Annotated in this window: 24 protein-coding genes and 1 pseudogene; 11 read left to right on the top strand and 14 right to left on the bottom strand. The window is 65.7% G+C overall.

What is annotated here, in order from left to right; genetic code table 11:
• Nucleotides 1-5 precede the first annotated feature (5 nt).
• The 9 genes from CP958_RS27455 to CP958_RS00745 all read left to right on the top strand — a co-directional run bounded on the left by CP958_RS27455 (nucleotide 6) and on the right by CP958_RS00745 (nucleotide 7,493).
• Nucleotides 6-2,243 carry an NAD-glutamate dehydrogenase domain-containing protein gene (locus CP958_RS27455; protein WP_347337829.1) on the top strand — a complete coding sequence of 746 codons (2,238 nt, stop codon included), beginning with the start codon at nucleotides 6-8 and terminating at the stop codon, nucleotides 2,241-2,243.
• Nucleotides 2,244-2,274: 31 nt separating this feature from the next.
• Nucleotides 2,275-2,853 (top strand): D-sedoheptulose 7-phosphate isomerase, encoded by a 579-nt coding sequence (locus tag CP958_RS00775; RefSeq protein WP_096700130.1) that lies wholly within the window; start codon nucleotides 2,275-2,277, stop codon nucleotides 2,851-2,853.
• Between the two features lie 71 nt (nucleotides 2,854-2,924).
• Nucleotides 2,925-3,359 carry an SxtJ family membrane protein gene (locus CP958_RS00770; protein WP_096700129.1) on the top strand — a complete coding sequence of 145 codons (435 nt, stop codon included), beginning with the start codon at nucleotides 2,925-2,927 and terminating at the stop codon, nucleotides 3,357-3,359.
• Between the two features lie 12 nt (nucleotides 3,360-3,371).
• Complete coding sequence (locus CP958_RS26195) at nucleotides 3,372-3,521, top strand: DUF5989 family protein (protein WP_008616124.1); 150 nt, start codon at nucleotides 3,372-3,374, stop codon at nucleotides 3,519-3,521.
• Between the two features lie 9 nt (nucleotides 3,522-3,530).
• Entirely contained in the window at nucleotides 3,531-5,369 is a 1,839-nt protein-coding gene (locus tag CP958_RS00760; protein WP_096700128.1) for a carbamoyltransferase, read from the top strand.
• 18 nt (nucleotides 5,370-5,387) lie between these two features.
• On the top strand, nucleotides 5,388-5,645 hold the full coding sequence (locus tag CP958_RS25675) for a hypothetical protein (protein ID WP_141400369.1): 258 nt from the start codon (nucleotides 5,388-5,390) through the stop codon (nucleotides 5,643-5,645).
• Nucleotides 5,646-5,785: 140 nt separating this feature from the next.
• Complete coding sequence (locus CP958_RS00755; RefSeq protein ID WP_141400368.1) at nucleotides 5,786-6,214, top strand: hypothetical protein; 429 nt, start codon at nucleotides 5,786-5,788, stop codon at nucleotides 6,212-6,214.
• Nucleotides 6,204-6,467, top strand: coding sequence for a hypothetical protein (locus CP958_RS00750; RefSeq protein WP_141400367.1), 264 nt, complete (start codon nucleotides 6,204-6,206; stop codon nucleotides 6,465-6,467). The genes CP958_RS00755 and CP958_RS00750 overlap by 11 nt, the downstream gene beginning before the upstream one ends.
• A gap of 80 nt (nucleotides 6,468-6,547) precedes the next feature.
• Nucleotides 6,548-7,493, top strand: a protein-coding gene (locus tag CP958_RS00745; RefSeq protein WP_170958782.1) for an IS630 family transposase whose coding sequence is annotated in 2 segments (ribosomal slippage) — nucleotides 6,548-6,886 and nucleotides 6,888-7,493 — 945 coding nt in all. Because the reading frame shifts where the segments join, the coding sequence is not laid out codon by codon here.
• Nucleotides 7,494-7,622: 129 nt separating this feature from the next.
• On the opposite strand, the gene CP958_RS00740 is transcribed toward CP958_RS00745, so the two are convergent.
• A protein-coding gene (locus CP958_RS00740) for an IS630 family transposase (RefSeq protein WP_170958781.1) occupies nucleotides 7,623-8,683 on the bottom strand; the annotation gives its coding sequence in 2 pieces (ribosomal slippage) (nucleotides 7,623-8,191 and nucleotides 8,191-8,683; 1,062 coding nt in all).
• 134 nt (nucleotides 8,684-8,817) lie between these two features.
• Between CP958_RS00740 and CP958_RS00735 the strand changes: the two genes are divergently transcribed.
• On the top strand, nucleotides 8,818-9,432 hold the full coding sequence (locus tag CP958_RS00735; protein WP_096700123.1) for a hypothetical protein: 615 nt from the start codon (nucleotides 8,818-8,820) through the stop codon (nucleotides 9,430-9,432).
• Here CP958_RS00735 and CP958_RS00730 read toward each other — a convergent pair.
• The 7 genes and pseudogenes from CP958_RS00730 to CP958_RS00705 all read right to left on the bottom strand — a co-directional run bounded on the left by CP958_RS00730 (nucleotide 9,414) and on the right by CP958_RS00705 (nucleotide 15,381).
• The gene (locus CP958_RS00730; RefSeq protein WP_096700122.1) at nucleotides 9,414-10,862 is read right to left on the bottom strand and encodes a mannose-1-phosphate guanylyltransferase/mannose-6-phosphate isomerase; all 1,449 of its coding nucleotides are present in this window, start codon (nucleotides 10,860-10,862) and stop codon (nucleotides 9,414-9,416) included. The genes CP958_RS00735 and CP958_RS00730 overlap by 19 nt on opposite strands.
• A 126-nt stretch (nucleotides 10,863-10,988) precedes the next feature.
• Nucleotides 10,989-11,729 (bottom strand): class I SAM-dependent methyltransferase, encoded by a 741-nt coding sequence (locus CP958_RS00725; RefSeq protein ID WP_170958780.1) that lies wholly within the window; start codon nucleotides 11,727-11,729, stop codon nucleotides 10,989-10,991.
• 145 nt (nucleotides 11,730-11,874) lie between these two features.
• Entirely contained in the window at nucleotides 11,875-12,543 is a 669-nt protein-coding gene (locus CP958_RS26750; RefSeq protein WP_242442665.1) for an NAD-dependent epimerase/dehydratase family protein, read from the bottom strand.
• An 80-nt stretch (nucleotides 12,544-12,623) separates the two neighbouring features.
• A pseudogene (locus tag CP958_RS27450) lies at nucleotides 12,624-12,812 on the bottom strand (nucleoside-diphosphate sugar epimerase); the annotation flags it as partial.
• Between the two features lie 125 nt (nucleotides 12,813-12,937).
• Entirely contained in the window at nucleotides 12,938-14,182 is a 1,245-nt protein-coding gene (locus CP958_RS00715; RefSeq protein WP_096700120.1) for a class I SAM-dependent methyltransferase, read from the bottom strand.
• 4 nt (nucleotides 14,183-14,186) lie between these two features.
• A complete protein-coding gene (locus CP958_RS00710; protein ID WP_096700119.1) occupies nucleotides 14,187-14,672 on the bottom strand; it encodes a cupin domain-containing protein in 486 nt (161 codons plus the stop codon).
• Nucleotides 14,673-14,688: 16 nt separating this feature from the next.
• Nucleotides 14,689-15,381 carry a glycosyltransferase family 2 protein gene (locus CP958_RS00705; RefSeq protein ID WP_096700118.1) on the bottom strand — a complete coding sequence of 231 codons (693 nt, stop codon included), beginning with the start codon at nucleotides 15,379-15,381 and terminating at the stop codon, nucleotides 14,689-14,691.
• A gap of 219 nt (nucleotides 15,382-15,600) precedes the next feature.
• On the opposite strand from CP958_RS00705, the gene CP958_RS00700 reads away from it, so the two are divergent.
• Entirely contained in the window at nucleotides 15,601-16,722 is a 1,122-nt protein-coding gene (locus CP958_RS00700) for an acyltransferase (protein ID WP_096700117.1), read from the top strand.
• 52 nt (nucleotides 16,723-16,774) lie between these two features.
• On the opposite strand, the gene CP958_RS00695 is transcribed toward CP958_RS00700, so the two are convergent.
• Genes CP958_RS00695 through CP958_RS00670 form a run of 6 tightly spaced genes read right to left on the bottom strand, consistent with a single transcriptional unit; the run spans nucleotide 16,775 to nucleotide 25,331 of the window.
• The gene (locus CP958_RS00695) at nucleotides 16,775-18,940 is read right to left on the bottom strand and encodes a bi-domain-containing oxidoreductase (protein ID WP_096700116.1); all 2,166 of its coding nucleotides are present in this window, start codon (nucleotides 18,938-18,940) and stop codon (nucleotides 16,775-16,777) included.
• Between the two features lie 49 nt (nucleotides 18,941-18,989).
• Complete coding sequence (locus tag CP958_RS00690; RefSeq protein ID WP_096700115.1) at nucleotides 18,990-20,900, bottom strand: hypothetical protein; 1,911 nt, start codon at nucleotides 20,898-20,900, stop codon at nucleotides 18,990-18,992.
• Nucleotides 20,897-22,024 (bottom strand): glycosyltransferase family 4 protein, encoded by a 1,128-nt coding sequence (locus CP958_RS00685; RefSeq protein ID WP_141400366.1) that lies wholly within the window; start codon nucleotides 22,022-22,024, stop codon nucleotides 20,897-20,899. The genes CP958_RS00690 and CP958_RS00685 overlap by 4 nt, the downstream gene beginning before the upstream one ends.
• A gap of 33 nt (nucleotides 22,025-22,057) precedes the next feature.
• Nucleotides 22,058-22,243, bottom strand: coding sequence for a hypothetical protein (locus CP958_RS00680; RefSeq protein ID WP_096700113.1), 186 nt, complete (start codon nucleotides 22,241-22,243; stop codon nucleotides 22,058-22,060).
• Between the two features lie 3 nt (nucleotides 22,244-22,246).
• A complete protein-coding gene (asnB, locus tag CP958_RS00675; protein ID WP_096700112.1) occupies nucleotides 22,247-24,127 on the bottom strand; it encodes an asparagine synthase (glutamine-hydrolyzing) in 1,881 nt (626 codons plus the stop codon).
• A 1-nt stretch (nucleotide 24,128) separates the two neighbouring features.
• A complete protein-coding gene (locus CP958_RS00670) occupies nucleotides 24,129-25,331 on the bottom strand; it encodes an oligosaccharide flippase family protein (protein WP_170958779.1) in 1,203 nt (400 codons plus the stop codon).
• Nucleotides 25,332-25,561 lie beyond the last annotated feature (230 nt).

Below are 25,561 nucleotides of genomic sequence, written 5' to 3'. Positions count from 1 at the left end.
TTCTGATGCGCGGCCTGCTGGACCTCACCGACAACCTGACGCCGGAAGGGGTCAGGCCGCCCCCGGACGTGCTGCGCCGGGACGGCGACGACCCCTATCTGGTGGTGGCCGCCGACAAGGGCACCGCCACCTTCTCCGACATCGCCAATTCGGTTTCGCTGGAATACGGCCACTGGCTGGGCGATGCCTTCGCCTCCGGCGGTTCCCAGGGCTACGACCACAAGAAGATGGGCATCACCGCCAAGGGGGCCTGGGTGGCGGTGGAACGCCATTTCCGCGAGATGGGCGTCGATACCCGGAGCGAGGATTTCACGGTGGTGGGCGTGGGCGACATGTCGGGCGACGTGTTCGGCAACGGCATGCTGCGCTCGCCCCATGCCCGGCTGGTCGCCGCCTTCAATCACGCCCACATCTTCCTCGACCCCGATCCCGACCCGCAAAAGACCTTCGCCGAGCGCGAGCGGCTGTTCGTTGCCGCCAAGGCCTGGCCCGATTACGACACCTCGACTATCTCGGAAGGCGGCGGCATCTGGCCGCGCACCGCCAAGACCATTGCCATCAGCCCTCAGGTCAGGGCTCGTTTCGGTATCGAGTCAGATAGTCTGACGCCGACCGAGCTGATCCGCGCCCTGCTCAAGGCGCCGGTGGACCTGCTGTTCCTGGGCGGCATTGGCACCTATGTGAAGGCGTCGGGCGAAAGCAACGCCGAGGCCGGCGACCGGGCCAACGATTCCCTGCGCATCAACGGCGCGGAGGTTGGTGCCAAGGTGGTGGGCGAGGGCGCCAATCTGGGCTTCACCCAGCTGGGCCGCATCGAATACGCCATCGGCGGGGCGGGCGGCGGGGGCGGGCGCATCGATACCGACGCCATCGACAATTCCGCCGGGGTGGATTGCTCGGACCACGAGGTCAACATCAAGATCCTGGTCAACGACCTGGTGGCGGCGGGCGATCTTACCCCCAAGCAGCGCGACAAGCTGCTGGTCGAGATGACCGGGGAAGTGGGTGCCCTGGTGCTGCGCGACAATTACCTTCAGACCCAGGCGCTGACCATGCTTCAGGCCCAGGGCGCCGAGCTGCTGGACGCCGAGGCCCGCTTCATGCGCCTGCTGGAAAAGAGCGGGCGGCTGGACCGGGGCATCGAGTTCCTGCCCACCGACGAGACGCTGACCGAGCGGGCGGCGAAGAAGCAGGGCTTCACCCGTCCCGAACTGGCGGTGCTGCTGGCCTACGGCAAGATCTGGCTCTATGACCATATCCTGGCCTCGGAACTGCCCGACGATCCCTTCATGGCCATCGACCTGACCAACTACTTTCCCACGGCGCTCCGGGATCGTTTCGGTCACGATGTCCAGCGCCACCGGCTGCGGCGGGAAATCGTCGCCACGGTGGTGACCAATTCCATGGTCAACCGGGTGGGCGGCGCCTTCGTCTCGGAACTGATGGAGACCACCGGCCATCCCCCGGCCCAGGTGGCCAGGGCCTATATCGTGGCGCGCGACGCCTTCCGCATGCGCGAAGTCTGGCGGGCCATCGAGGAGCTGGACGGCAAGGTGCCGGCCGCCGCCCAGACCGCCATGCAGATCGAGGCCAACCGGCTGGTGGAGCGCGCCACCATGTGGGTGCTGCGTTCCATGCCGTCGCCCTTTGCCCTGGGGGCGGGCATCGCCGAGCTGTCGCCCGGTGTCAAGGCGCTGGAAGGCGCCGTGCCCACCATCCTGCCGCCCGATGCGGCCGCCGCGGTTCTGGCCCGCATCGAGTATTTCGTCGGCCAGGGCGTTCCCCACGATCTGGCCCAGCGGGTCGGCAACCTGATCGTCCTGGCCTCGGCCGCCGACATCCTGCGCATCGCCACCCGTCAGGACCTGTCCATCGAGACGGCCGGGCGCCTCTATTTCGCGGTGGGAGCCCGGTTCTCGCTGGGCTGGCTGCGCGCCTCGGCCGAAAAGCTGTCGGGACAGGGCCACTGGCTGAAGCTGGCGGCGGCGGCGGCCATCGAGGACCTCTATGGCCATCAGCGCGATATCACCAGCGTGGTGGCGGCCTCCTATCCCGGCCTCGAGCCCGACGCGGCGGTCCAGTCCTGGCTGGAGGCCAACCGGGCGGCGGTGGAGCGGGCCGAGACCCTGCTGGCCGAGCTGAAGGCGGCGTCCCATATCGATCTGTCCATGATCACGGTGGCCAACCGGCAATTGCGTACCCTGACCGAGTCGGGTGTTGCGGCGGCAGGCGGGAAGGGCTAAGGAGGTTCATTCCACAATGAGGATCGCCCCCATGAAATACGCCGCCTTTCTCGATCAGCAGATCGCGGAGCACGCCGAGACACTGGCGGTTACCGGCGCGGCGGTGCGCGAACCCTTTCAGCGTCTGGTCCAGGCCTGTCTCGACAGCCTGGCGGCGGGTGGCAAGATCCTGTTCTTCGGCAACGGTGGCTCGGCCGCCGACGCTCAGCACCTGGCGACCGAACTGGTGATCCGTTACCGCTACAACCGCAAGGCCCTGGCGGCGCTGGCGCTGACCACCGACACCTCGCTGCTGACCGCCTGCGCCAACGACTTCTCCTACGAGGAAATCTTCTCGCGCCAGATCGAGGCGCTGGGCCGGCCCGGCGACGTGGCCATCGGCATCACCACCTCGGGCAACAGCCCGAACGTGCTGACCGCCCTGGCGGTGGCCCGCGACATGGGTCTGGTGGCGGCCGGCTTCTCGGGCCGCGACGGCGGCAAGATGGTGGGACTGGCCGACCCGCTGCTGGTGGTGCCGTCCAGCGTCACCGCCCGTATCCAGGAGATGCATATTCTGATCGGCCATGCGCTGTGCGACCGGGTGGAAGCCGTGGCGGCTCCGGCCTGAGCGGTTTGCCTCAACTGGTTGGGCTGTGGTAGAAGTCCGGCAACCTTCAGCAAGGGGATCGTTTCCACAGCATGAGCACGTCACAGGGCGCCATCGACGGTGGGTCCCATGCCCGCAAGGTCGAGATGGGTTCCGAGCGGTCGTTCGGTCTGGTCTTCGCCGCTGTCTTCGCCGTCGTCGCCCTGTTGCCGCTCAAGGATGGCGGTGAGCCCCGGTTGTGGGCCGGAGCGGTCGCCGTGGGATTCCTGCTGGCGGCCCTGGTGGTTCCCAAGGCTCTCAGGCCGCTCAACAGGCTGTGGTTCCTGGTCGGCATGGCGTTGCATCACGTGGTGACGCCGCTGGTCATGGGGCTGCTGTTCTTCCTGACCGTGACGCCCATCGCCCTGATCATGCGCGCGCTGGGCAAGGACCCGCTGCGCCTGAACCGCGATGACGCCGCCGCCAGCTATTGGATCAATCGCACCCCGCCGGGCCCGGCGCCCGACAGCATGCGGCGCCAGTTCTAGGAGAGACCACCCGTGAGCTTCCTCATCGAGCTTTGGCAGTTCCTGCGCGAACGCAAGAAGTTCTGGCTGCTGCCCATCCTGATCATGATGGTGGTGTTCGGCGGCCTGATCGTGCTGTCGCAGGGCTCGGCGGTGGCACCCTTCATCTATACCCTGTTCTGAGGTCCTCCCTTGCGCATTCTCGGCCTATCCGCCCTCTATCACGATAGCGCCGCCGCCCTGGTCGAGGATGGCCGCGTCATCGCCGCCGCCCAGGAGGAGCGCTTCACCCGCAGGAAACACGACGCCGCCTTCCCCGAGAAGGCCGTGGCCTATTGTCTGGCCGAGGCGGGAATCGGCCTGGACGACGTGGATTCCGTGGTGTTCTACGACAAGCCGTTCCTCAAGTTCGAGCGGCTGCTGGAGACCTATGTCGCCTTCGCGCCCAAGGGCTTTTCCTCGTTCAAGACCGCCATGCCGGTGTGGCTGAAGGAAAAGCTGTTCCAGAAGGATCTGCTGACCCGCGAGATCAAGCGCTTCGCACCTGATTTCGACTGGATGAACAAGCTGCTGTTCGCCGAGCACCATCTCAGCCATGCGGCCAGCGCCTTCTTTCCCTCGCCCTTCGAGGACGCGGCGGTGCTGACCATGGATGGGGTCGGCGAGTGGACCACCACCTCGCTGGCCATGGGGTCGGGCAACCGGCTGGACATCCACAAGGAACTGCATTTTCCCCATTCCCTGGGGCTGCTCTATTCCGCCTTCACCTATTACACCGGCTTCAAGGTCAATTCCGGCGAGTACAAGCTGATGGGTTTGGCGCCCTACGGCGAGCCCAAATACACCAGGCTGATCCTCGACAATCTGGTCGATGTGAAGGAGGACGGTTCGTTCCGCCTGGACCAGTCGTATTTCGACTACTGCACCGGGCTGACCATGACCAACCAGCGCTTCGCCGCGCTGTTCGGGCAAAAGGTGCGCCAGGCCGACGAGGACCCGCTGACCCAGTTCCACATGGATATCGCCGCCTCCATCCAGGAGGTGACCGAAATCATCGTTTCCAAGCTGTGCCACGGCATCAAGAAGGAAACCGGGGCGAAGAATCTCTGCCTGGCCGGCGGCGTGGCGCTGAACTGCGTCTCCAACGGCAAGGTTCTGCGCGAAGGCATCTTCGACAACATCTGGATCCAGCCGGCTTCGGGCGATGCCGGCGGCGCGCTCGGCGCCGCCCTGGCCGGCTACCACATCCACAAGGGCCAGCCCCGCAGCGTGACCCCCGGCAAGGATGCCATGAGGGGCTCCTATCTCGGTCCGGTGTTCGAGCAGGCCGATATCGAGGCGCGCCTGACCGCCGCCGGCGCCAAGTTCGCGGTGATGGGCGAGGCCGAGGTGACCGAAGCCACCGCCCAGGCCCTGGCCGACGAAAAGGCGGTGGGCTGGATGCAGGGCCGCATGGAATTCGGTCCGCGTGCCCTGGGCGGCCGCTCCATCCTGGGCGACCCCCGCTCGCCCTCCATGCAGAAGACGCTGAACCTCAAGGTCAAGTACCGCGAGAGCTTCCGCCCCTTCGCGCCCAGCGTGCTGCGCGAGGATGTGGCCGAGTGGTTCGATCTGGACGGCGACTCGCCCTACATGCTGCTGGTGGCCCCGGTGGCGGAAAAGCATCGCCGCGCCATGACCGCGGACGAGGAGAAGCTGTTCGGCATCGACAAGCTGAACGTGCCGCGTTCGGCCATTCCGGCGGTGACCCACGTGGATTACTCCGCCCGCGTCCAGACCGTCCATGCCGACACCAATCCGCGCTATCATGCGCTGATCTCGGCGTTCAAGGCCCGCACCGGCTGCCCCGTGGTGGTCAACACCAGCTTCAACGTCCGGGGCGAGCCCATCGTCTGTACCCCCGAGGACGCCTTCCGCTGTTTCATGGGCAGCGAGATCGAAGTGCTGGTGGTCGGCAATTGCTTCCTCAGGAAAGAGGAGCAGGACCCGGCGCTGAAACTGGATTATAAGAACGCCTTCGAACTGGACTGATCTCGGGGAGGACGGGGCTTGGGCCTGAGCGTTTCCCTGCTTCTTTGCCTGTCCGTCGGTCTGGGGTTGGGGGCGTGGTGGCATATCCCGTCACCCGGTACCCGCCTGATGCTGGGTATCATGACCATTCCGGCCGTTCTGCTGGTGGGTAATATGGCCCTGGGGTTGGGCTTGCGGGTCCTGGCCTGGGGCTTGCTGGTTCCCACTCTGGCGGGATTGGCCCACCGGCGGCCCGGAGCGGATCTGTGGCGCCTCCGGCCGTGCTGCTGCCCCTGACGGTGGCGCTCCTGGCCGGATGGCGCGGGGACTTCGTCTATCGGGTCCATTCGTGGGATGAATTTTCTGCCTGGCTGACCTAGCCGCACGAGGCCTTTCTCGAGGATGGGTTCCTGTCGGAGGACTCCACCTGGGTGGGCATGGGCTACACCCAGGGCCTGCCGGCGTTGCTGGCCTTTCCCAATCTGCTTTTCGGGCAGTTCGAGCCGGGCCGCTCGCTGGCCCCCTTCGTCGTCCTGCACGCGGTGCTGATGGGGCTGATCTGGGAGATGCTGGCCGAAACCCTGCGCGGGCGGGGAGCGGGGGCGGGTGCCGCCGGACTCGCCGGCTGGGCCACTATCCTCGGGCTGCTGGGGCTGGAAGCGGCCTGGACCCTGGTGCCCCAGCTGATGCTGGTGGAAAAGCCGCAGATCTATCTGATCGCCGCGATGCTGCTGCTACTGGTACGGGCCGGCCGTGGCCTCGATGGGGCCTTGATCGCCGCCGGCATGTCCTACCTGATCAAAGGCTACCGGGGCGGCTTTGGCCCCGGCCCTGGCGGTGGGGGCCCTGGCGCTGATGATCGCTGATCCCCGTCTGCGCCGCCCGGGACCGGCCCTGGCCCTGCTGGGGCCGCTGGTGGCGGTGATGCTGGCTTGGCGCGGCCTAGTCCCGGTGGCCGGGGCGGGAAATTGCGCCAGCAACCCCCTGGCCACCCTGGCCGACTGGAACGCCCTGGATGCGGCATTGGAGACCGCCCGGCGCATGCTGGCCGGCATGGGGGCCTATGCCCTGGCGTTCAAGCTGCCGCTGAGCGGGGCCGCGCTGCTAGAGTCAGTCTGAGTTAAGCGGAATCGGAATTGGGATTCCCCTGGGGCCGAGAATGTGATTCAAACTGCTGGCTGGATAGGAGGCCAGCAGGGATGGCAGGACCTCTTTCGCAAGACCTTCGGCAGCGGATAGCCGCAGCCCTGAATTCAGGCGAGACGACACGCTCGGCAGCGAAGCGCTTTGGGGTTTCGGTGGCGACGGCGGTTCGGATCGGCCAGAAGTGGCGATCCGGGCGCGGTCTTCAGCCCAGCAAGATGGGCGGGCATCGCCGCCCACTTCTGAGCGGAGAGACCGCCGATTGGATACAATCCCGGCTGGCCGAGAAGAAGGACCTGACCATGCGGGCTCTGGCGGCAGAACTGGCCGAGCGGGGTGTCGTCGTCACCCACGATACCGTCTGGCGTTTCGTCCGTGGTCTGGGCTTGAGCTTCAAAAAAAACGCTGATGGCCAAGGAACAGGATGGGCCGAGGGTAGCGCGGCTGCGCCATCGCTGGAAAACCCATCAACACAGGCTTGATCCCTCGCGCCTGGTCTTTATCGATGAGACCTGGGTCAAGACCAACATGACGCGTCTGCGCGGATGGAGCCCTCGGGGAGAGGCCCTCCTGGCCAAGGTTCCCCACGGCCACTGGAAAACCCTGACCTTCCTGGCGGGCCTGCGCCATGACCGGATCATCGCTCCCCTGGTCCTCGACGGCCCCATCAATGGGGCGACCTTCACCGCCTGGGTGGAGCAATCCTTGGCACCGGCCCTGGAACCCGGTGACGTCGTCATCCTCGATAATCTGGGAAGCCACAAAGGAAAGCCGGCACGCCAAGCCATTCGCAAGGTCGGTGCTCATCTGCTCTTCCTGCCGCCCTACAGCCCCGATCTCAATCCCATCGAGATGATGTTCGCCAAACTCAAGACCCTCGTCCGAAAGGCTGACGAACGAACCATCGAAACCACATGGAGGCGCGTCGGTAAACTCCTGGACGCTTTCCCTCCGCAGGAGTGCGCCGCATATCTGCGGCACGCAGGGTATGCTTCAATCTAAGTCAGACAGACTCTAGGACTGGCCCTGGCGGTCCGCGACCGCGTCGCCCGTCCGGCCGTGGCGGTGCTGGTGGCCTGGCTGGCCGCCTATGCTGCCGGCTTGCTGGTGACTTATACCAACCTGCATTGATCAAAACCTATGCGCCCACTGGCGACGGCCGATGGAGATGATTTTCCATGGCTGGTCGATGAGCCTGTTCCATGCATGGCAGCACAAGGCGATGATCTGGTCGTAGGATTCGAAGACACGGTTGGAGAGCCAGTTCTGGCGGATGAACTGCCAGATGTTTTCGACCGGATTGAGTTCCGGCGAGCGGGGCGGCAAGGGCAGGATGGTGATGTTGTCCGGCACGGCCAGCTTGTCGGCGGTGTGCCATCCCGCCTGATCGAGCATGAGGACGGCGTGGGCGCCCGGCCTCACTTGGGATGCGATCTCGTCCAGGTGCCACTGCATGGCGAGGGTGTCGCAGCGCGGCAGGACGAGGGCGGCGCCGACACCGCGCTCGGGGCAGATGGCGCCGAAGATGTAGGCGGACTGGGTGCGCTGGTCATGGGGCGCCGAAGGGCGCGTCCCCCGCTTGGCCCAGCGGCGGGTGATCTTGTTCTTTTGCCCGACCCGGGCCTCGTCCTGCCACCAGACCTCTATGTCGGTTCCTGGCGGCAGCTTGGCCCGGATCGCCGCCAGCTCGGTGGGGAAACTTTTTTAAAATCCTCAACGGCATCGCCGTTCTGGGCATGATGGCGAGGCCGCGCCGACAGCTTGCGGAAGCCCATCGCCTTCAATTCTCGCCCCACCGTCGTCTCGTCCAGCGAGATGCCGAAATCCTCGAAGAGCCACAGGGCCGGATCCTTGAGGCGCCAACGGACGACCCCATCGACCGCCGGGATCGGGCCGCGCTCCACCTTGTCAACCAAGGACTGGCGTTGCTCAGCATTCAGCTTCGACACCTGGCCGGGAGCCTTGCGGTCGATCAGGCCCGCAGGTCCGTCCGAATTGAAGTGCACCACCCAATCCCGAACCACCTGGAGCCCGACCCCGCCCAGCTTCGCCGCGCCGCTCCGACTGCCGCCGTCATAGATCGACGCCAGCGCCAACAGACGACGCGTCTGATCGGCATCATCCGAGGCGCGGGCAAGACGGCGAAGAACAGAACCATCAAAGTCCGGACGAAGCGGTATCGGGGCACCCATGGCAAACCTCCCACTGTTTGCCATGGTGAATCATATCCGGGCGATCTTGGGAATCCCCCACGTGAGTTTCAATCAGCGCAGGCTGGTATTACGCCTTCTGCTTCACCGCCTACGAGCGCGAGCAGCTGGCGTCGTTGCCCCGCTATAGCCGGGTTGGCCTGCGCGTGGTGCATGTGGTTGGAACGGTGCTGCTGGCCGAGGCCGTGCTGGCGGCGCTGGCCAAACGGGGGAAGCTGTGGCCCCGGCTGCTTGCGCTGGCCGTGGCAGTGCTGGTGCTACAGCAGGTCCGCGCCGTGGGGGCCAGCCTGGACAATGCCCAATTCCGAGGCAGCGAGAGTCCGGCGGCGGCGGCCCTGGTGGCGCAGGTCACCACCGAGGCGGATTCCCTGGCCCGGCACCTGGCCGGTCTGGCGGCCCAGCCGCCCCGCGTCTACCTCTTCACCCAGGGCCAGCAGGGCTTCGAGTGGATCATCGCCCGTCAGGCCGGCTTGAAGGCGAGCCCGCCGGGGCATTGGCGCTATCGTTTGATGGAGGGGTTCAGCTGGGGTGCACAGGCCACCACGGTCTGGACCGGTGCCGGGTCAGCAGAGGATCAGCGCCATCTGTTCGTCGGTGCCGATGTCCTGTGGCCGCTGGTGGCCGACCCGGCCTGCCTTGTCGACCTTACCGGCTATTTTCTGCTGCGCAATCACGGCGGCGGCTTTGACTGCGTGCCCAAGGCCGGCGGGGGTCAAGCCGTTCGGCCGTAATCGTCCTCGAAGCGGACGATATCGTCCTCACCCACATACTCGCCCGACTGCACCTCGATCATCCGGAGCGGAATCTTGCCGGGATTTTCCAGGCGGTGGGGCGTGCCGCTGGGGATGAAGGTGGATTCGTTCTCGCGCAGCAGGAAGGTCTTGTCGCCGCAGGTGACCAGGGCGGTCCCGGTGACGACGATCCAGTGCTCGGAGCGGTGCCAGTGCTTTTGCAGCGACAGCTTGGAATCCGGCTTGACCAGGATGTGCTTGCAGCGGAAGCGGGGACCTTCGTCGATGGTTTCGAACCAGCCCCAGGGGCGGTAGACCCGGGCCGGCTGGACGGCTTCGTCGCGGCCCCTGGCCTTGAGGTCGTCGACCAGGGCCTTGACCTCCTGGTCACGGCTCTTGTCGGCGACCATGACCACGTCGCCGGTGGCGACGACGATCATGTCCTCCAGCCCCAGGGCGGCCACCAGCGGGCCGTCGCTGCGCAGCAGGCAGCCCTTGGAATCGTGGGCGAAGGCGTCGCCACGGATGACGTTGCCGTCGGCGTCCTGCTCCAGTTCCGCCCACAGGGCCGACCACGACCCCAGGTCGGACCAGCCCATCTCCGCGGGCACCACCGCGGCCTTGGCGGTGTGCTCCATCACGGCATAATCAATGGAGAGCGAGGGGACGGCGGCGAAGGCGGCCTCGTCCAGGCGGAAGAAGAACAGATCGGTGGCGCCTTGGGCCAGGGCGGCGCGGCTGCCGTCCAGGATATCGGGGCGCAGGCGGCCCATCTCGGCCAGGATGGCGGCCGACGAGAACATGAAGATGCCGCTGTTCCAGCTATAGGCGCCGGTGGCCAGGAAGGCCTGAGCGGTGGCCAGATCGGGTTTCTCGACGAAGCGGTCGACCATATGGGCGCCGTCGTGGCCGGCGATGGACGCACCGCGATGGATGTAGCCATAGCCGGTAGCGGGCGAATCGGGAACGATGCCGAAGGTGACCAGATGACCGGCCCGGGCCAGGGGCACGGCGATGCGCACCGCGCCGACGAAGCCTTCGGGCTTGCGCACGGTATGATCGGAAGGCATCACCAGCAGCAGCGCGTCGGGTTCGGCCTCCAGCACCAGGGCGGCGACGGCGGCGGCGGCGGCGGTATTGCGCCCCAGAGGCTCGACGACGATGGCGCGCGGCTCGATACCGATCTCGCGCATTTGTTCGGCGACGATGAAGCGGTGCTCCTGGTTGCAGACGATGATGGGAGCGCCGGTACCGGGCACGGCCTGGGCCCGCAACGCCGTCTCCTGAAGCAGCGAGAGCTCCGAGGTCAGATTCTGCAATTGCTTGGGAAACTTCTCACGCGACAGCGGCCACAGCCGCGTTCCGGCGCCGCCCGACAGGATGACCGGGACAATCGCCGGCCCTGCGTCAGCCTTACCCGCCTGCGTCATCCCAATCCTCCCGCTCTCCGGCCTGCACCGGTGTGTAAAATCAACGCCGGTTTGTGTCAAGGATGGCCGGGCTTTTCGCCTGGGCGTCGACTATCACGACGATCAGCGACCTTCCGCCCGCGAGCCTCAGGATTCGCTCGGCGCCAGAGGCTTGTGCGCCACCAGAATCAGATTCTTGCCGATGGGAGCTCCCACAAGGCGCTCGATGATCTTGGTCGCGGGCACGAACAGCCGGTCATACAGCTTGATCATGCGGGGGCTGAAGGCCGTGCTTCCGCCCACCACGTTGATCAGCCACCAGGGCACCACGCCCACCAGATCCATATACCCATCACGGAGCACCCTAAGACCTGCCGCGGAGACGCGCGAACGCAGATCCTGCCGTGAATAGCGGCGGTGATGCCCGTGCATCCGATCCAGTTCGCTCATAAGCCAGGACAAGGCCGGAACGTAGAGCATCAGATGCCCACCCGGCTTGATGACGCGGGCCAACTGGCGCAGAGCCGCGATGTCATCTTCCACGTGTTCCAGGACGTTGACCAGGACGACGCCGTCCAGACTATTGTCGGCAAGCTCGGCCACATGGGATTCCAGGCTGGAGCGCAATACCGAAACATGCTCCAGACTGGCCACTCGACGGGTCAGGGGAGGGATCAGCGGCTCCGATGGCTCCACCAGATCGAGGCGGCGGCAATTGGGGGCGAGCAGGATCGAAATGGAGCCGAACCCCGCACCGTACTCGACCACATGCCCACCGAGATATGGCCGAAACTGGTCGACGATCCAGGATTGATAGCGGGGGGCGTCGGCAAGGATTTCCAGATCCCGGCCTTCATAGTGGGGAATGGGCGAACTGGGATTGCTCACGATGGTTCCAAGGAGGTAGGGCGTTCCGGCGCCGACCTAATAGCACGGCTATGCTCGCAGTACCCCAAAAAGAAGAACCCTGCCCTGAACGATGACGCAGACTCCATGCGCTTGTCTGCGATCACCGTTCAGGACAGGGCTTCCATTACTGTTCGCCCGTATAGACGCCGTCCGCCCAGGTGAGGAAGCGGCGCAGACCCTCGTTGAGCTCCACACTGGGCTCGAACTTGAGCTGCAGCTTGGCCTTGCGGATATCCGGGCAGCGCCGGTTGGGCTCGTCGGCGGGATAGGAATCCGGGTATTCGATGACGTTGTGCGCCACCGGCTTGCCGAGCACGTCCGAAATCCGGTTGACCAGGTCGACCATGGAAATTTCCGGCTTGGGATTGCCGATGTTGTAGGCCTCGCCCGGCACGCCGCGCAGGATCACCAGCAGGAAGCCGACCATGGCGTCGGTGATGTAGCAGAAGGTGCGGGTCTGGTTGCCCGAGCCGTAGACGTTGAGCGGATGCCCGCCCTTGATCCGGTTGGCGAAGTTGGGCAGCACGCGGTAATCGGTCTCCTGCATGCCGGGGCCGAAGACGTTGAACGGGCGGATGGTGTTGGTCGCCGTGCCGTGCTCACCGTGGAAGATGTAGCACAGAGTCTCGCCCACCCGCTTGGACTCGTCGTAGCAGGCGCGCGGTCCCTGGCACGACACGTGGCCGCGATAGCTTTCCGGGGTGGGAACGTGCTTGGCGTCGGGGTCGCCGTAGATTTCCGAGGACGAGAAGAAGGTGAAGCGGGCGCCATGCTCCTGGGCCAGTTCCAGCATGACCGCCTGGTGCCGGTGATGGCGACCTCGAGGGTGGCCAGGGGATGGGCGCGGTAATAGAACGGGCTGGCGATGCCGGCGGCGTGGATGACGTAGTCGAGGCCACCCTTCCACTTCAGCGGCTGGATGACGTCGTGCTGGATGAATTCGGTATGGGGATACTCGGTGATCACCGAGCCTTCCTTGCCCGCCGTGATCAGGTTGTCCGCCGCGACCAGCTTGACCGGCTTCTTCAGCACGTTCTTGTTGAGGTAGGCGAAGATCTCCATGAAATAGCGGCCGAGAAAGCCTCGGCCGCCGGTCAGGAGCACGGTCTTGCCGGTGAAGTCGTGGGCGGTGTCGCCCAGGCGCTCGCAGATCTCTTTGATATCGGATTGCAGCAGAAACTCGGCCATCACACGACCTCGACCTTGGGAATGGGGATGATGAATTTTCCGCCGGCCTTGGTGAAGGCGGCGTTCTTCTCGATGATCGGCCGGGCGAAGTTCCACGCCAGGATCACCAGATAATCCGGCTTCCTCTCCGCGATGACCGCCGACGACAGCACCGGCACATGCATGCCGGGCGTGAACAGGCCCTGCTTCAGGGGGCTGTCGTCGATGATGAAGTCCACCAGCTCGGGACCGATGCCGAAATGGTACATCAAGGTGGTGGCCTTGGCCGGCGCGCCGAAACCGGCGATGCGCTTGCCCTCGGCCTTGAGGCGCTTCAGCAGGGCGTTCAGCTCGGCGCCCAGGGCGTCGATGTCGGCGGCGAACTTGCGGAAGGTGGAGGCCTTGTCCAGGCCGAGGCGCTCTTCCTCCGCCACCGCCCGGGTTACCGAGGCGCCGACCGCGTGCGGCCCGCCCTTCAGCTGGGCGATGCCGCGCAGGGAGCCGCCGTGGGAGTCGACCCGGATGGCTTCCACCAGCTCCATGCCCTTGGCGGCGAAGAAGGCGCCCAGCGGCTTGACCGAGTGATAATCCAGGTGCTCGTGGTAGATGGTGTCGAACAGCGTGTTTTCGAACACGTCGACCAGATAGGACACCTCGAACACGAACACGCCCGAGGGTGCCAGCAGATTGCGCACGCCGTCCACCACGCCCGATAGGTTGTCGATATGGGCGAAGACGTTGTTGGCGGTGATGACCTCGGCCTTGCCGTGACCGGCGGCGATCTCGCCCGCCGTGTCGGGGCCGAAGAAGCCGCAGATGGTGGGGATGCCCCTGGCGCTGGCCTCGGCGGCGATTTCCTGGGCGGGATCGATGCCCAGCACTTTCATGCCGGCCTTCTGAAAGAAGGACAGCAAGGTGCCGTCATTGGAGCCGATGTCCAGAACCAGGCCGCCGGGGATGGGCTTGAAGCGCTCCATCACGAAGGCGGCATAGGATTCGAAGTGCTTCACGAAGACCGGCGAGGTGCCCGAGACATAGACGTAATGCTCGAACAGCACGCGGGGATCGACCACGTCCAGCAGCTGGACATGGGCGCAATCCTCGCAGAAGAACAGGTCCAGCGGGAAGCGCTCCTGGGTTTTGCCCAGCTCCTCGGCCGGCACGAAGGCGTTGGCCGGCGGCGTGGGCGCCAGGGACAGCACCATGGACAGATGGGTGCCGCCGCACAGGCGGCAGGTCTCGCGGCGATGGTGCTGGGCACTCATGGGCTTACTTCTCTTCCGGCGTCCACGAGGTCAACCCCTCGGCGGCCAGCAATTCGATGCGGACCACGTCGGCCTCGTAGGCGGCCTGGTCGCGGGAATTGCGCGACAGGGTCAGGAAGGTGCAATCCTCGGGAAACACCATGCCGTGATCGACCATGGGCGGCGTGAACATCATCTCGCCGGCCTTGACCAGCATCAGGGTCGGCGGCTCGGTGCTGCCGGTGGGGCGATGCCAGTACTCGATGGAGCCCGAAACCACGTAACAATAATGCCAGTCGGTCTTGTGGTAGTGATTGGCGCGCAAGGACCCGGCCTTGGATTCGATCAGTACCGCGGACTTCATCAGCCGGTCCACCAGTGGCTGGATGGTGCCGCGCGCGTCGGTGAAGGCCTTTTCCAGCTTCACCACCTTATCGAAGGGTGGCCAGGTGAGTTTCTCTTCCTCGGTCACCGGTTCGATGTCGTGGTAATGGTCGTGGTCGTGGGACATGGAACCTGCCTTATTTTCAGCGAACGAAGCGTTCGCGGATGATGGTCGCGAACACGGCGAAGATATGGTGGGCTTTGATCTTCTTACCCTCGGCATAGGTGCGACCGTGATAGCTGACCGGCACTTCGTAGTAGACGGTGCTGGCCGCCACCGCCTTGGACAGGATCTCGGCGTGCTGCTCCCAGCCCCGGGTCCTCAGCGCGGCGCCATTCACCAGCGAGCGGCGATAGCACAGATAGCACGAATAGATATCGCTGAACGTGGTGTTGTTCAGGATGTTGAAGAGGAACGTGATCGCCCAGTTACCGATCTTGTGCCAGAAATAATAGACACGAGTGCATTTGGGGGCGATGAAGCGCGAACCCATGACCACATCGGCTTCTAATTTCAGAATTGGCAGAAAGATTTGGGCATAGTCGGCAGGGTCGTATTCCAGGTCGGCGTCCTGGAACAGCACGTAATCGCCGGTCGCGACCCCCAGGGCGGCAGTCACCGCGGCACCCTTGCCACCGTTGGCCTGATGAATGACCTTGTCGTAGAGCTCCGGGCGGGAATCGAGAATTTCGCGGGTCCGGTCCCGGGAGCCGTCATTGACCACGACCACTTCCAACTCGATGTCCGGGATGGTCTGGGCCCGTACGCTTTCGAGGACGGACGCGATGGTCTTCTCCTCGTTGTAGGCGGGGATGATGACGCTGACCTTGACCATGAACCGGTTCCGGCGATGAGGGATGGTGGTGTTCTATCCGCCGTCCCGCCGCAGTGCAACTGATTTAGCCGAGTCGATTGCACATCCTATTGACTGAAGGAAGGCTTCGATCGAGGTCCGATTTGGTCGAGTTGACACATATTACCCAGTGCCTTAGAGTCCCATTAGTAGAATGTATGGGATGTAGACATACGTCTATATAAAATACGGAAGATTAAGATGAAGTCTATAGATAATAAAAATTCAGAACATCATGATAAATATACACACTCACATAATGATGTGCAAAATAATGTAAATCAATCATATAAAGTATTTGGGACATATAGGTTTATTTTAGCAATTTTCGTTGTCATGAGCCATGCCTCCGCTTGGTGTCAGTCTATCTCACCATTTTTATTGGGAAACATTGGAGTTCTGAGCTTCTTTGTCTTATCCGGCTTTGTGATTGCCGAAGCAATTGATATTTTTTATAAAAAATCCATATTTAGATATGCAGCCAATAGATTCTTAAAAATATATCCTGGATATTGGTGTGCTGCTATAATGGCTGTATTAGTAGGATTTATTTTGGATCGACCACTGCGAATCGATACAGTCTCGATCATTGCAAATATAACAATTATTGCATCATATTTTCATAAATTTAATGGCTTGCTATATATATCCATCGCATGGGCAGTGGTAACTGAGCTTATATTCTATATACTTTATGGAGCATTTTTTCTCGTCAAACAAAAGGCAAATATTCGCTATATAATAATGGTGTTATTGGCCATATGTTTAATTTCCGTATCAGTTTCTATTGAATTAACGGCTCAGTATTATCGCTGGTATTCGATACTCAGATTCTCTCCGTACTTCATTTGCGGAGTTACCGGTTATTTTATTCTTGCCAAGGGCAGGAACCAGTTATGGTGGATCATGGTTCCATCACTGGGCGCAATGTTCTTTTCGTTCTGGAGCTATCAAGGAGGCGGGGCCAGTGCGCTTCCGTCGTTCGTGGTCTTTGTCATATCGCTGGCACTGTTCGGTATTTTGGCGACCGTCAGGGAGGTTTCTCCCAAATTTGTGCGGCTCGACCGGCGACTGGGTGACTACACCTATGCCATCTATCTCTGTCACATGCCGGTCATCGACATGGTCACCGTGACCGGATTGTCCGATGGCTCGAAATTCGCCGTTACATTGGCCGTATCCATCGCGGTCGGGATGGCGCTTAACCTATTGGTTGAACGTCCTGTGGCCAGGCTGCGCAATAAAGTGCGTAAGGTTTCATGGGATCCGGTCGTCGTTACCGGATCATCGACGGAAGTGTTGCTTCAGTCCCACAGGGACTGACAACGTCTTCCATCGCTCGGGAGGGGTGTTCATCAACGGCGGCCGAAGGGCCTCAGTCGCCGCCGATGGCCACCGTCTCGCCGAGGCGCAGGGATTCGGCGACCGCGATGGTCGCCTCGGCGGTTTCGATCAGCTCGGCCTCTTCGATGGGAGCGGGGCCGCCCTTGGTCACGGCCTGGGCGAAGGCGCGTAGCTCGGCGGCATGGCCCTTGTCCTGGCCGGCGCGGGCCTTTTCCGTCTTGATGGTTCCGCCCGACACCAGACCCAGGCTGAGGAAGTTGTCGATGGTCGCCACCTTGCCGCCGGCGAAGACCTCGAACCGTTCCTTGGAATAGGCGGTGTCGCCCAGGGCGGTGTAGACGATGTTGGCCAGCGAGCCGTCGGCGAAGTGCAGCGTCACCGCCAGATCGTCGGCGGCTCCTGCCGCCGGGGTGGCGCATTCGGCCCGCACCTTGGTGATGGGCTGGCCCACATAGGAGCGGGCCAAGTCGATGAAGTGGCACATTTCGCCCACCATGCGCCCTCCGCCTTCCTCGGCGGCGTTGACCCAGGATTCGGCGGGCATGGCTCCGGCGTTGACGCGCAGCGTGGCGACACGCGGGCCGGCGGTGCCGGCGAAATGGCGGCGCAGTGATTCGCTCATGGGGGCGAAGCGGCGGTTGAAACCGACGGTGAAGAAGCCGGCCGAGCCTTGGCGGGCGGTGATCACCTGGGCCAGCTGGGCGCGGTCCACCGCCAGCGGCTTCTCGACGAAGACACACTTTCCGGCAGCCAGTGCGCGTGACACCATCTCGGCATGGTTGGCGTGCCGGGTGGCGATCAGTACGGCGTTGATCTCTGGGTTGGCGAACACCAGTTCGGCATCGGTGGCGCAATGACTGAAGCCGTAGCTCTGCTGGCCGTGTTCGGCGTTGAGACCCCGTTGGGTGACCAAAGTGTGCAGCCGCACATCGGGCATTTTCTTCAGCGCGGGCAGCAGCACCGTACGGGCGAAGGCACCGGCCCCCACCACGCCCAGGGTGCAATGCCCCGCCGCCGCCTTGGGCTGCGCGAAGACGGGCCGTGCCACCGGGGCGATCGGCACATCGGGATAGGTCAGGACCACGCCCAGATGGGGCTGGGTATTGCCCATCACCATGGAATAGGCGTCCTCGGCCGCCAGGAAGTCGAAGCGGTGGGTGATCAGCGCCTTCATGTCCAGGCGCCGGATCAGGCCAGGCCCCATCAGGCGCACGCATTCGGCCAGATTCTCGCTTTCGGTCCAGCGCACGAAGCCGGGCGGATACTTCATGCCCCGGCCCTCGAAATCCTCGTCGTAGCGGCCCGGGCCGTAAGAGCGCGACACCACCACCGACAATTCCTTCTTCATGAAATCGGCGAAGGGGAATTCGGTGCCGGTCTTGCCCACCAGGGAAATCCTGGCCCGGTCGCGGGCGATCTGGGCGGCGATTTCCAGCGGCGCCGACGAATCCGTGGCGGCGGCGATCAGCACCGAGTCACAGCCCAGGCCGCGGGTCATGGCGCGCACTGCCTCGTCCAGGCCGTCGCTCTCCAGGCTGAGGCCCTGCTCGGCGCCCAGGCTCTTGGCCAGCGCCAGGCGGGCTTCATTGTAATCCAGCGCCAGCACCCGGCAGCCGGCCAGGGCCAGCAGCTGGCTGGCGATCTGGCCGACCAGACCGACGCCGATGACGGCGACCACGTCGCCCAGCTGGGGCGACAGATTGCGCACGCCGTGCATGGCGATGGCGGCCAGGGTGCCGAAGCAGGCCTCCTCGTCGTCGATTCCATCGGGAATGGGGGCGGCCAGATTGCGGGGAACGGAATTCAGCTCGGCATGATTGGCGAGGCCGGCGCCCGCGACCGCCACGCGCTGGCCCACATGGAACTGACCTTCCAGCCCCTTGCCCACGGCCATGACGACACCGGCGGCGGAATAGCCCAGAGGCATGGGCTCGTCCAGGCGGGCCAGCACCGCCTGGAAGGTGGCGACGATGCCGTCGCGCCGGGCCTTGTCCAGCACCTTCTTGACCAGATCGGGCCGGGCCTTGGCTTTGGCCGCCAGGCTCTTGCGGGCGAAATCCACCACCATCCGCTCGGTGCCGGCCGAGATCAGCGACGCCCGGGTCTGGACCAGCAGGTGACCGGCGCGGACCTGGGGTTCGGGGACGTCCCGAATGGCCAGACGGCCGGTTCGCGCGCTCTGAACGATCTGCTTCATGGTCGATGATTTCGCCGCTGATGAAAGGTGGGCGAGTTTTACAGCGTTTTCACCGTCCGGGTAAAGCGCCGCCGCCGCACGGCATCAGGCGGTAGACGAAGAATTGCGCCGGCTCGCCGCCCCGCAGGTTCAGGGTCCGCGACGGGATGGCCGGCGGCGTGGTCACCACCTGGGGCGGCGCGGCGCAGCCCATCTCCACCAATTGCCAGGACAAAAGGTCGGGCACCTCCGCCCCCGAGCCGAACGAGGATTGGGGACCGGCCACCACCCGGGTGATGCCGTGGGCGCGCAGTTGGGCCAGGAAGCGGCGGGGGTCGGTGCTGTCGGGGCGGATCTCCACCTCGGACTGGATATAGGGATTGGCCTGCAGCATGGGGACCCGGACCAGATAGTCGATCTCGCGTACCGGCAGCAGCACTCTGTCGTCCGGCCCCATATGGGTGTTCAGCCACTGGGCCAGAGCGTAGAAATTGACGTTGGCGGCCAGAAAGGCGTCGCGGTCGCGGCCCTGGGCCAGATAGCGGGCGAATTTGACGGAAAACACCCCCGCTCCCGCCAGTTGCAGGGCCAGAACCACGGCCATGCCCAGCCACAGACTGGCCCCAAAGCGCCAGTGCCGGGCCGCCGACCGCGCCGCCGCCAGCAGCGCCACCAGCAATGGCGGCAACAGGGGCAGCAGATGGCGGACCCGCTGGGACGGCCCCAGGAAGAACCACAATCCATAGGTGACCAGGATCACCAGGGCGGTGGCGGTCAGGGGATGGCCGGCCAGCCGTTCGCGCCGGCGCCATGCGGCGGCCACGGCCAGGGGCAGCAGCAGCAGCCCCAGCAGGCCGAAGCCGGTGCGGCCGGATTCGAACACCGGATGACCCTGGAGGGTGGCGACGACGGGATAGGCCAGCAGCCAGAAGGCCGAGCGCGGCACGCCCAGCTCCATGGGCGACAGGCTGGCGGCCATATAGGCCGCCTGCGCGCCGTTCCAGGCGGTTTGGGGCGTATAGGCAATTCGGCCGTACAGCAGGGGAAAGACCGGATCACCGGTATTCCAGGCGTTCCAGCCGTACCATTGCCCGCCCATGAGCAGCAGCGCCACCCCGAAGACCAGGGCCCCCCGGATGCCGTTCCGCCCCGACAGCACCGCCACGCCGCAGACGAAGGCGGGCAGCAGGCCGGTATACTTGCTGGCCACCAGGAAGCCGCAGGCCAGACCGGCGACCAGGGCGGGGGCAAGGGCGCCGGGTGTCCGCGCTTCGATGGCGGCCACCACCGCCACCAGCACGAACATGGCGGTGCGGGGCTCCACCTGACCGGTGCCGCCGGCATAGAGCATGGCCGGCAGGCTGAGCACCACCGCCGCCAGGGCCAGGGACCAGTCCAGGGGCAGATGGCGCCGCGCCAGTCCATAGGTCAGCAGGCCGATGCCCCAGCCGCTGACCATGCACCACAGGGTCAGGGCCTGCTCGCCGCCCAGGGCCAGGGCGGCCAGATAGGTCATCTGCACCAGTTGCGGCGAGGCGGAATCCAGGGCGCGCTCGATGAACAGAAGATGCCCGGCGTCCAGGATGCGGCGGGGCAGGGCGAAGTGATAGGCCAGGCTGTCGGCATCGGCGGGCGGCGCCAGGGCCTCCAGCCCGTCCAGAGCCATGATCAGCGCCAGGACCGCCAGGACGATCCAGGCCCGCCACGACCACGCCCCACGTTCGGCTTTACCGTCGCGCAACGCCAACAGGCCGGGTAGGGCCAGGACGCAGCAGGCGGCGATGGCCCAGGGCTGCAGCCAGCCCAGCAGGGCCAGCCAGAATATCAGCCAGCCCAGCAGGCCGAAGCCCAGGGCGAAGGACCAGCCCAGGCCCTCGGCCCGGCCCAGGCGCCCCAGCAGCCCGGCGGCGCGCAAGGCCGCCGCGCCGGCGCCCAGGCAGAACAGGGTCAGGGCGGTGACCGCCAGCAAGGCCGTCATCATCGCAGCACCCCCAGGATGGCCGGGGCCATGTCCAGGAACTGGCGCAGATAGGCGAGGATGATACCGGCGATCCACACGGAGGCCAGGACCGGGATCAGGCGGTACCCGCAGGGGGCGGCGGCCTGGGCCGACATCAGAATCTCCTCCAGCCGCTCCGCCTGGGCGTCCCAGGTGAAACCGGCCAGGCGGTCGCGGTCGGCGACGGGCGGCCCGTCCCGTTCCTCCCAGGCCCGGTCGAGGGCCAGGGCCAGGGTGGCGGGGTCGGCGCAGGACGACAGGCGGCCGCCGGCGGCTTCGGCCAGGGCCAGGGCTTCGGGGATCTCCTCGGGGATGCAGGCCACCGGGCGGCCGACGGCCATCAGCTCCAGCAGCTTGTGGTGAAAGGAATCGGCGCTGCCGGTGTGGCGGGCATAAAGATTGAGAAAAGCGCCGCGCTGCAGCCCAACCAGTTCGGCCAGGGGCAGGAACCCGCGGATATCCAGGCGGCACAGCCCGTCCAGGCGCCCGGCCGCCCGCTCCATGCGGTTGCGGTCGCCGCCGGCATAGGTGAACACCACCTTGGCTCGGGCTTGCCGCCCGGCCCGGGCCAGCCACAGGCGCACCCCCTCCGCCACGGCCTCGGCGCCGGCCTCGGAATACAGGCTGCCGGTGACGGTTATCCGCCGCGCCGGCTGATCGGAATCGTCGGCATGGTCCAGCAGGGCGGCGGGAAAGCCGCTGAACACCGTCTGGCGCGGTTGGCTGAAATGCTTGCCGGTATGGGCGAGATGGGCGGCGGACAGGCCGGTCAGCCCGGCGCAATCGCCATACCGCCAGGCCAGCAGGGGCCGCAGCGGGGCGGGAATGAAGATATCCCAGGCATCCTTGATGTCGGCCACCCAGGGGCTGCCGGCGGCCCGCGCCACGCCCTGGGCGATCTTCCAGGCATCGGTGTTGCCGAAGGTGCCCCAGACCACGTCGGGACGGAAATGTTCGGCCAGGATCGGCCACAAAGGCTGCGTCGCCCGTGTCCAGTCGGAAAAGACGCCGCCTTCCACCCCATAGTTCCAGCCGATCAGGGCCAGGCGCAGGGGCCGGGGCAGGCCTGCCCGCCGCGCTGGGCTTGCAGCAGCGGCGAAGGGCACGGCGGGCAGGCCAGCGGGAACGGCCGGCTCCAGTCATGGCACGTCCAGGGCGGCGGCCAGCCCATCCGGGTCGGGGGCGGGGTCCCGCGGGGTCAGGCTCTGGGTCAGCAGCACGATCCGGTGGCCGCGCCGCGCCATGGCCTGGGCGAATTCCCGCACCCGCACGGCGCCAACATGATTCGTTTCGGGATGAAGATGACTGACGAAGACGGCGCGCATGGCTCAATCCGCCAGAAGTTTGGTCTTGGGCAGCGCGGCCACCCGGTCGAGGAAATACACTCTCCAGGCCTCGGCCATCAATGGCCGCCACGGCACCCAGGCCAGATGGCTCTCGCCCGCCTGGAAGCGGGACAGGGCGCGCCGCCACCACTTGACCCGCCACACGCCCGAGGCGCCGAAGCCGGGATCGTGGATGACCTTGGCCGCGTGTTGGGCCAGCCCGGCGGCGAACCAGTGCTCCTGGGGCGGCAGGAAGCCCTGCTTGTTCCAGCGGGTGCGGATGGGTTCGGGCAGGATGCCGCGCATGGCTTCGCGCAGGATTCGCTTGGTCTGGGCCTCGCCCATCAGGTGGGTGGCAGGCAGGCCCTGGGCGAATTCCGCCAGCCGGTGGTCGCAGAAGGGCAGCCGCACCTCGCGGGAATGGGCCATTGAATTGCGGTCGCCATAGCGCAGCAGGACGGGCAGATGGCCGTTGAAGCTGTCATGGGCAAATTGTTCGTTGAGCGACGCGGTCTCGTCGCCGCCGCTCTCCAGCCCGGCCACCAGATCAGGGGTGATGCCGAGGCGCAGGTCCGAGCCGCGCCCGGTCAGGTCCGAGGCCAGACGCCGCAATCCCAGGGGCAGGACCCGGCCCAGGCTTTCCCGCCGCCCGGCCAGGGCCTGGGGATAGCGGGCGCGGATCATGGGCTCCTCGGCCCGTCGCCCGGCGGGGGACAATCCGGCGAGGTAGCGGCGGAAATACTGTTCGTAGCCACCCAGCAGCTCATCGGCGCCCTGGCCGTCCAACAGCACCGTCACCCCGGCCTCGCGGGCGAGGCGGAACACCCGGTACTGGGCGTATTGGCTGGTGCTGCCCACGGGGAGCTCGTTGGCCCAGGCAAAATCGGCCAGATCGGCCAGGAAGCCGGCGCCATCGGGTTCGACCACGTGGGAGACGGCGCCGGTGGCATCCAGCACCTGTCTGGCGTGCTCCCATTCGTCGGATTTGGTGCCGGGAAAGCGGCCGGTGAAGACGTGATAGGGAACATCCGCTCCCAGCAGGCGGCGGGCGATGCAGACGATGGCGGACGAATCCAGTCCCCCCGACAGGCACGATCCCACCGGCACATCGGCCCGAAGGCGCAGCCGCACGGAATCCGTCAGCAGGTCGCGGAACCGCTCCGCCGTCTCGGTCAGGGTCAGGCGGGCGGCTTCGGGGTCGGGGTGCAAATCCCAATAGCGGTCGATGCGCCGCTCCAGGCTGTTCAGGCCTACCACCATGCGCTCACCCGGCAGCAACTGGGTGATGGCGGGAAACAGGGTGGCGCGGTGATCGTCCAGGCCGCCATCGGGATTGATCAGGAAGCGGGCCAGGGGCCGCTTTTCGAAGGCGGCGAAAAGTTCAGCCAGGGCCAGCAGGGCCTTGTATTCCGAGGCAAAAGCCAAAAAGCCGTTGCCGGTGGCGAACAGGAAGGGCTTTTCGCCATAACGGTCGCGGGCGGCGAACAGTACCCGCGCCTTCAGGTCGATCAGGGCGAAGGCGAACATGCCGTTGAAGCGGGCCGGGCAATCGGCGCCCCAATGGCGCCAGGCCTCGAGGATGACCTCGGGATCCGAGGCGCCGTCGAACCGTGCCCCCAGGGCCGTCAGCTCGGCCCGCAGCTCGATGTAATTATAGATGTCGCCGTTGAAGACGATGACCAGGCCGTCCTTTTCCATGGGCTGGTGGCCGCCGCTGCTGGTGTCGATCACCGACAGGCGGCGGTGGCCCAGCACGGCGCGCCCGTCCGCCGCACTCCACAGGCCGTGATCGTCGGGACCGCGATGGGCCAGCAGCGCCGTCATGGCGGCGACCGCTTCGGGGCGCAGGGGGCGCAGGCCGATGGCTCCGGCGATGCCGTACATCTCAGCGCTCCTCGCGGCGGCGCAGCAGCGCCTCGGTCAGGGTGAAGGCGGCGATGGCGGCCACCGACAGGCCGAGGGCGGCGCCCATGGCCGGGTCGGCCGCCAGGGCGAGGCCCAGGCCCAGCCCGCCATACTGGCACAGCCGCCCGGCCATCAGCGGTAGGGTCAGCCCCCCGGCCAGGGCGTAGGAACGGCCGATCTCGAACAGGGTGTTGAAGAGTATGAAGCCGCCCAGCGCCGCCAGCAGCGGCGCCGCCGCGCGCCAATTCTCGCAGAACAGCCAGGGCACCACCGGGTCGGCGAACAGCACTGCCCCGGCGGCGGCGATGGCCAGGGGCAGCGCCACCATCACCAGCAGACGGCGGCGGCCGGCGGTCTTTTCCCCGGCATCGGTGGTCTGGCCGAACCAGGTGCCGGCCACGCGGGTCACCATGGGCGCCAGCACTTGATGGCGAACCCCGGCCAGACGCTGGGCCTGGGCCAGCAGGCCGGCGGCGCGCTCGCCGCCCAGGGCGGCGGTGCAAAGAATGACGACCCGGGCGAGGGCTCCCTCCAACACGCCATCGGCCCAGGCCCCCCGGGCTTCGGCCAGCACACCCCGCCATTCGGCGGCGCTGGGCCAGACCAGGGGATGGAGGGTGAGGGCGCTGGCCCGGCCCAGGGCGGCGGCCTGGACCAGGGCCGCGACGATCTCGCGCAGGTACAAAGACAGGGCGCCCAGGCCGGTCAGAACCGCCACCACCGACACGGCATGGCCGGTCAGGGAGGTGGCGGTCTCACAGATGGCGATGCGGCCATAGGCCATGGAGCGCTCAAAGAACGCCTTGTTGAGGTTCAGCCAGTGGGCCAGCCCGATGGCGGCCAGCAGGCTCAATTCCAGCGGCCCGGCATCCTCGGCGAGGGCCAGCCACAGGGCGGCGCCCAGCGTCACAAGAATCGTTTCGATAACGGAAATGCTATGATAGACCGCCAGACGGCGGGAGTCCAATCCGGCTTCGGGATACCGGATGATCAAGATATTGGTCCGCAGTGACGCCATGACCAGGGCCAGATTGACGGTGGCCAGGATGACGGGGAAGCGGCCGAAATCTTCGGGCACAACAAAGCGCACCAGCAGCAGGTTGGCGGCAAAACCGGCGGCGGCCTGGGCGGCGTTGCCGCCGGCCAGGGCCCGCCCGCCCGCCCGTGCCAGCTTGATCAGCATGGGCTTGGCGCCCCGCCCTGCTGCCGCTGCCAGGCCTCCAGCACCAGAAGCGCCCAGACCTTCAGGGAATGATCGCGCCGCCCGCTGCGCTGTTCGGCCAGCAGGCGCTCCACCGGCGGCCAGCGTAGCGGGCGGCGCGATCATTCCCTGAAGGTCTGGGCGCTTCTGGTGCTGGAGGCCTGGCAGCGGCAGCAGGGCGGGGCGCCAAGCCCATGCTGATCAAGCTGGCA

Origin of the sequence: Magnetospirillum sp. 15-1, assembly GCF_900184795.1 — a bacterium.
In the GTDB taxonomy this organism is placed as follows: Bacteria; Pseudomonadota; Alphaproteobacteria; order Rhodospirillales; family Magnetospirillaceae; genus Phaeospirillum.
This window is presented reverse-complemented; position numbering and strand designations above follow the sequence as displayed.

What these genes read in the sequence shown, in the direction of transcription:
- CP958_RS27455 (WP_347337829.1), top strand. Translation starts at nt 6, where the DNA reads ATGCGCGGCCTGCTGGACCTCACCGACAACCTGACGCCGGAAGGGGTC.
- CP958_RS00775 (WP_096700130.1), top strand. Translation starts at nt 2,275, where the DNA reads ATGAAATACGCCGCCTTTCTCGATCAGCAGATCGCGGAGCACGCCGAG.
- CP958_RS00770 (WP_096700129.1), top strand. Translation starts at nt 2,925, where the DNA reads ATGAGCACGTCACAGGGCGCCATCGACGGTGGGTCCCATGCCCGCAAG.
- CP958_RS00755 (WP_141400368.1), top strand. Translation starts at nt 5,786, where the DNA reads ATGGGCTACACCCAGGGCCTGCCGGCGTTGCTGGCCTTTCCCAATCTG.
- CP958_RS00750 (WP_141400367.1), top strand. Translation starts at nt 6,204, where the DNA reads ATGATCGCTGATCCCCGTCTGCGCCGCCCGGGACCGGCCCTGGCCCTG.
- CP958_RS00730 (WP_096700122.1), bottom strand. Translation starts at nt 10,862, where the DNA reads ATGACGCAGGCGGGTAAGGCTGACGCAGGGCCGGCGATTGTCCCGGTC.
- CP958_RS26750 (WP_242442665.1), bottom strand. Translation starts at nt 12,543, where the DNA reads ATGCTGGAACTGGCCCAGGAGCATGGCGCCCGCTTCACCTTCTTCTCG.
- CP958_RS00715 (WP_096700120.1), bottom strand. Translation starts at nt 14,182, where the DNA reads ATGAGTGCCCAGCACCATCGCCGCGAGACCTGCCGCCTGTGCGGCGGC.
- CP958_RS00710 (WP_096700119.1), bottom strand. Translation starts at nt 14,672, where the DNA reads ATGTCCCACGACCACGACCATTACCACGACATCGAACCGGTGACCGAG.
- CP958_RS00705 (WP_096700118.1), bottom strand. Translation starts at nt 15,381, where the DNA reads ATGGTCAAGGTCAGCGTCATCATCCCCGCCTACAACGAGGAGAAGACC.
- CP958_RS00700 (WP_096700117.1), top strand. Translation starts at nt 15,601, where the DNA reads ATGAAGTCTATAGATAATAAAAATTCAGAACATCATGATAAATATACA.
- CP958_RS00695 (WP_096700116.1), bottom strand. Translation starts at nt 18,940, where the DNA reads ATGAAGCAGATCGTTCAGAGCGCGCGAACCGGCCGTCTGGCCATTCGG.
- CP958_RS00690 (WP_096700115.1), bottom strand. Translation starts at nt 20,900, where the DNA reads ATGATGACGGCCTTGCTGGCGGTCACCGCCCTGACCCTGTTCTGCCTG.
- CP958_RS00680 (WP_096700113.1), bottom strand. Translation starts at nt 22,243, where the DNA reads ATGCGCGCCGTCTTCGTCAGTCATCTTCATCCCGAAACGAATCATGTT.
- asnB (WP_096700112.1), bottom strand. Translation starts at nt 24,127, where the DNA reads ATGTACGGCATCGCCGGAGCCATCGGCCTGCGCCCCCTGCGCCCCGAA.
- CP958_RS00670 (WP_170958779.1), bottom strand. Translation starts at nt 25,331, where the DNA reads ATGCTGATCAAGCTGGCACGGGCGGGCGGGCGGGCCCTGGCCGGCGGC.